Source organism: Anaerolineales bacterium, assembly GCA_037382465.1.
Lineage (GTDB): Bacteria > Chloroflexota > Anaerolineae > Anaerolineales > E44-bin32 > WVZH01.
Window position 1 is genome coordinate 1 of the sequence record JARRPX010000116.1, and the last position, 4,137, is coordinate 4,137.

Below are 4,137 nucleotides of genomic sequence, written 5' to 3' on the forward strand. Positions count from 1 at the left end.
TTCAAGCTGGTCATGATCACACCCAGGTTCTGCGCTTCGATGCCGCGGCGCTGTTCGGCGTTGAGATCGCCCAGCAGCCCGGATTTGTCGAACACGCTGCGGATGCCGTACTGCACTTCGCCCCAGATGGTCACCTCGGCCACCACCTGGTTCATGATGCCGGAGACGATGCTGGCGCTTTCCGGTTCCGCCGGATCGACGATGACTTCGATCTCGGTGGGCTCGTAGGCGTCGATGCTCGCCGAAAAGTCCGCCGGGATGACGATCGCCGCGGCGGCTTCACCCTGGCGCACGGATTCTTCAGCGTCTTCCACAGTCGCAGGACTCGCGATGGCAAGTTCATCGATGTTCTCGATGGCGTTGACCACCTCACGCCCAAAATCCCCTGGGTCTTCGTTGACCAATTGCACGTTCAGCAGGATGGCCGCCGCAGCTTCCTCCGAATTGGCGACGGCGTTCGCCCCGCCCTGAATCGTGCTCAGCAGCAGGGGCAGCAGGAAGAAGATCGCCAGCGCGCCGCGATCCCGGGCGATTAACTGCAGCTCTTTCCAGGCAACGGCAAGGATGTTATTCAACATGTTCATGATCGCCCTCCTCCCTACTCGAAGTCGAATCGCCATACACCGATGGCGAGGAACAGCAGCGTGAAGCCCAGCAGCACGCCGATCTGGGGCAGCACGTCGACCAACCCCAGGCCGCGGATCATCACGTTCTCGAAGGCCTTGTTGGCCCAATAATGCGGCACGATCTTCGGCAGCGGACCCAGAAACGTCTCCAGGGCGAAGAGCGGGATGATCGAGCCGCCGATTGCGCCCATGCCCCACAACAGCAGGCTGCTGATCCCGCCGATCTGGCTTTCCGTACGGGCTATGGCGGCGATGACCACCCCGAGCGAACTCGAGCAGAGCGCCACCACGATCGCAACCAGGGCAAGCGCCAGCGGGTCTTTCCCCAACGGAACGGGCGTGAAATCCATCAATTTCAGGCCATAGGCCCCAAACCCGAAGATGACCACGATCTGGATCAGGGCGGTCAGGAAGTTGGGCAGGATCTTGCCCGTGAGCAGCGTGGCCTTGCTCAGCGGCGCGGCCATCAGGCGGCGGAACGACCCCACTTTTCTTTCGTCGTAGATCGAGCGCGCCGTCGTCTGCGCCATGAGGAAAACGAACAGCACGGCGAAACCGGGCACGGCCAGAAGCCCGAGGTTGGGAGTCTCCTCCCGTTCCTCCTCCACAGCCGGGACGGTCTGCACCACCGTCACCAGCGGGCGGCCGCGCGAGTTTTCGAACTGGCTTTGCGCCTGGGCCTGCAGCCGCTCCGTGGAAAAGGCTTCTCGAAACGCCGCGGGCGCGTTGGCCTGCATCTCGCCCATCTGCTGCAGGCTGGTGAAGATCTGATTCTGCAGCGTCAGGTCGCGCGCCACGCCCTCCACGACCAGGCGCACGACTTCGGTTTGTCTCGCGTTGGCCGAGGGGATATTCACGAGTTTCAGCGTCACGGGAACACTGCGCGCCAAGTTGGCGCCGAAGTCCGCCGGGATGGTCAGCAGGCGGGCGATCTGCTCATTTTCCAGCAGCGTATGTGCCTCCGCCTCGTCGTACTGGACGGTCTCCACACCGCCCGCGGCGTTCAATCCAGAGAGAAGTGCGGCGGACGCTTCTCCGCCGTCCAGATCCACGACCGGCAGGGCGATCTTCACGTCTTCGGCTTCCTCGCCGAAAGCGCTGGCCACCCCGCTGTAGGCGATGACGAAGAACAAAGGGACCAAAAACAGGAAGAACACCGCGCCGCGATCCTTGAAGAAGATCTGCAGGTCTTTGAAAGCGATACTCAGGGCTCTCATCGTCTCACTCCCTCAGCTTCTTCCCGGTCAGATGCAGGAAGACGCTCTCCAGGTTTGGTTCGAGAATTTCCAACGAAGTGAGATGGATGTCCTGATCGTTGAGAAAGCCGATCACGTTGACGATCGCCGTCTGGCTGTGCTCGGCGACGATCTTGACCACGGGGGTGGTTGAAACCGGTTCGCGCTCCATGCTTTCAGGCTCTTCCGTCACCCCGGGCGGCGGCGGGACGGGCACGGAAGTCAACTCCGCCGCTTTCACGCCGGGTAAAGCAGCGATCTTTTCGATGAGCGCATCATCCACGACCTCCAGGCCGACGTGAATCACCCCGCCGCCCAGCAGCGCGATCAGATTCTTGATCGTGTCCATGGCGATGATGCGGCCCTCGTCGATGATCGCCACCCGGCTGCAGAGCAGTTCGACCTCTTCCATGTAGTGGCTGGTGTAGACGATGCTCATGCCGCGTTCCCGATTGAGGCGCATCACGCTCTCGAAGATATGGTTGCGGCTCTGCGGATCCACCCCGACGGTGGGCTCGTCGAGGAAGAGCAGCCGGGGATGGTGCAGCAAACCGGCACCGATGTTGACCCGGCGCTTCATGCCGCCGGAGTATTTTTCCACGGCCTCGTCGGCGCGCTCGGTCAGGGCGATGATGCGCAGCACGTCCTCGACACGCTGCTTGAGATCCTTGCCCCGCAGTCCGTAGATTCTCCCGAAGAAGTTCAGATTCGCCCGGGCGCTGAGCGTGGGATAGAGCGCCAGGTCCTGGGGTACTAATCCATTGACCTTCTTGGCCGCGTCCATCTGGGTGCGGATGTCGTTGCCGGCGATGCGCGCCGTTCCCGACGTCGGTGTGACCACGCCGGTCAACATCGAGATGGTCTGGGTCTTGCCGGCCCCGTTCGGCCCCAACAGACCGAAGACCTCCCCCTGCTGGACCTCGAAGCTGATCCCCTTCACCGCTTCGAAGTCGCCGTACTTCTTGACCAGCTGATCGACTTCTAAGATTGCAGGCATGTTTGCCTCCCTTCATGGATTCTCTGGCACGAATCAATTCCCCAAAGGTTCGTCGTGCAGAAACGATCCAGCCGACTCTCGCACAGAAAAGAACCCCCAGCGAATAATTTCGAAACAGCTCATCTTGATATTTGAAGCGAAATTCAAGCTTACGTCCGCGGTGGTCTTATCCCGATTGAGCTAACGGCAATACATCAACACGCAACGATACGATCGTTACAAGGAAATCTGTCAATTGGCTTTCGCAGCGAAAAACGAAAAATGCAGCACACTCACCATTTTACAATAAGAAATCCCGCTGCCTTTGCATCGCTTCGCTTAAAACTTGTTTAGACAAGCGGGTTGGGTTGAGGAACGAAACCCAACACATTGACTACTCGAAACCTACCCCAGCACCGAACGAGATCGTGCCTCCCACTCCCCAATCCAGACTGTAGAATCCCTCTCGGGCATAACGAAGGAAGCTGGAATGTGCCCATTCCTTCGGTGCATCCACCACACCATGTTGTGCGGGATTGTAATGTATATACTCCAAATGCTGGATTAAATCTCTTTCATCCCGAATTTGATGCTCCCAGAAGCGCCTTTGCCAAACCGCCCGTTCACCGTTTCGTCTCCGCGATTCGGACACTGTTCCGCGGAGGGCAATATCACAGGTGCGTGTGAAGGTACTTTTAACCAGCCGCCAACGCATTGAATAATCCCTATCCCCTTGGGGTAACGTCCAGATGCAATGCATATGATCCGGGAGCAATACAAAGGCATCCATCTTGAATGTATGGCGTGTCATCACATACTGAAATGCCCCCCATAAGCGGGAAACGTTTTCCTTTTCGCACAAGAATCTTCTCCGGCGATGGGTCACAACCGTAAAGAAGTACGTTCCTCCATCCACTCGCGATCTGCGGTATTCGATGTTATCCCCCTAGAGTTAAATGTTGGGTTTCGGTAGCCCTCAACCCAACCTACATATTGGGATGTGGGGTTGCCCCCACATCCCACCACTAACACGCCTCACTCAAACTTGAACCGCCACACCGCGATGACGAAATAAATCACGCCCATCCCCACTAAAAACTCGATCTCGGGCAGGACGTCCACCAACCCGGCGTTTTCCGCCATGATGGAATAATACGCTTCGATGGCGTGCGCATGCGGCGTGAAACGCGTTAGGATCGAAATAAAGCCCTCCGCCCTTGTAAGAAGCAAAGGCGCCACGGGGGTCGTCACGCCGAGCAGAACGATGATCTGCAGTCAGGGGATCACCATGAAAGCCAGC

Annotated in this window: 4 protein-coding genes; all 4 read right to left on the minus strand. The window is 58.6% G+C overall.

All coding sequences use genetic code 11. From position 1 onward, the window contains the following. Nucleotides 1-584 (minus strand): ABC transporter permease (locus tag P8Z34_17030; protein ID MEJ2552377.1); only part of this gene is annotated, 584 nt, incomplete at its 3' end. 14 nt (nt 585-598) lie between these two features. Next, nucleotides 599-1,843 carry an ABC transporter permease gene (locus P8Z34_17035; protein MEJ2552378.1) on the minus strand — a complete coding sequence of 415 codons (1,245 nt, stop codon included), beginning with the start codon at nt 1,841-1,843 and terminating at the stop codon, nt 599-601. A 4-nt stretch (nt 1,844-1,847) separates the two neighbouring features. Beyond that, the gene (locus P8Z34_17040; GenBank protein ID MEJ2552379.1) at nt 1,848-2,858 is read right to left on the minus strand and encodes an ATP-binding cassette domain-containing protein; all 1,011 of its coding nucleotides are present in this window, start codon (nt 2,856-2,858) and stop codon (nt 1,848-1,850) included. Between the two features lie 1,014 nt (nt 2,859-3,872). Continuing rightward, nucleotides 3,873-4,088 (minus strand): hypothetical protein, encoded by a 216-nt coding sequence (locus P8Z34_17045; GenBank protein MEJ2552380.1) that lies wholly within the window; start codon nt 4,086-4,088, stop codon nt 3,873-3,875. Nucleotides 4,089-4,137 lie beyond the last annotated feature (49 nt).

Coding starts and splice junctions, on each gene's coding strand:
- P8Z34_17035 (MEJ2552378.1), bottom strand. CDS start 1,843: ATGAGAGCCCTGAGTATCGCTTTCAAAGACCTGCAGATCTTCTTCAAG.
- P8Z34_17040 (MEJ2552379.1), bottom strand. CDS start 2,858: ATGCCTGCAATCTTAGAAGTCGATCAGCTGGTCAAGAAGTACGGCGAC.